The following is a 1,134-nucleotide window of genomic DNA, read 5'->3' as shown; positions in this document are numbered from 1 at the left end:
TTCGAGCCAAAGTATTCTTCGGCAGGAATGCGGTTCAACTTACCAAAATCGATCCACTCGCTACAGTCGATGTAGCCATCGCTGCACAATTGAGAAACGTACTCGTCGTAACACTCTTCCATTTCTGGTGGCACAATTTGCCATAACAGACGCTGGCCAGCGATACGTACTGCACTGCGATAGAACTCATCAAGCAAAAGCAAATGCTGTGAGGAACCGCAGTTGTCACCTGTCATCTCTTCAGAATGGTTACTTCTAAAACGCTCTTCATCCATCAAGAAGAAGTTCGCTTCCACCCCTTGGCTTTGCGCCCAATCGGTGATCAGCAAACATTTGTTGGTGAGCAGTTCACGTTCGTCGCAATCCATCTCTGGCGAAATACATACCCAAATGTCTAAATCGCTGGAAGTGCTTTGACCAATCGATGACGTACTACCCATGGTATATAAGCCCAAGATCGCTGGCTTTTCTGCCGTCTTGAGTGGCTGACCAATGGCGAGTTGTATGTCGTCGATGAATTGCTGTTGGATAGGATTGAGTTCAAGCCCGTGTACGCCGTACGGAACGTCAGCGTCGTAGTAGCCCGGAATGACAGGGTGATTGTAGTTCAGTAAGGCAGGAATCAAGTGGAAAACTTGCTGGCTTTGCGAATCCATAAGCGCCAGCGCGCGATCGATACGCTGCTGGTTCAAATTGTCTAATCGCTGAATGATGGTATAGGTGTAAGCCTGCAAGGGTAATTCCTTGGTTGAACAATCACGGACATCTGCTGATGTTTTAAACCAAAACGGCCTAAAAACGTGATCAATTTAACACTTTCATTGGAGTTGGTAAAGTTTTCCACCCGTAATTCGCACCGGACGTAAAACCATACTTTAGTCACAAAAATGAAGACGCGGTAGTGTCGCTTGTAATCGCCTCTAACTAATAATAGTCCTTAGTCTAATTGAGAATCCAGTCACACTATTTTCACAACCTTATGTAAATCCTTCCTTAGCCCCACGAGATAACTAACTAACAGTAAGCATTTCTTTATGAGAATGGTAGGATAAAGCCAAATCCAAACAGCATTGAGAAGATCATGACCCAATCCACACCAATTCGCATTGCAACTCGAAAAAGCCCACTTGCACT

1 pseudogene is annotated in these 1,134 nt (G+C 45.2%); it reads right to left on the bottom strand.

Annotated features, from left to right (window positions below):
* Nucleotides 1-734 (bottom strand): annotated as a pseudogene (cyaA, locus tag R7190_RS25690) (adenylate cyclase); the annotation flags it as partial.
* Between the last annotated feature and the right edge of the window lie 400 nt (nucleotides 735-1,134).

It is taken from the genome of Vibrio sp. 1078-1 (assembly GCF_033340475.1).
Note: the sequence above shows the minus strand (reverse complement) of the source record. Positions and strands in the feature narration are given on the sequence as shown.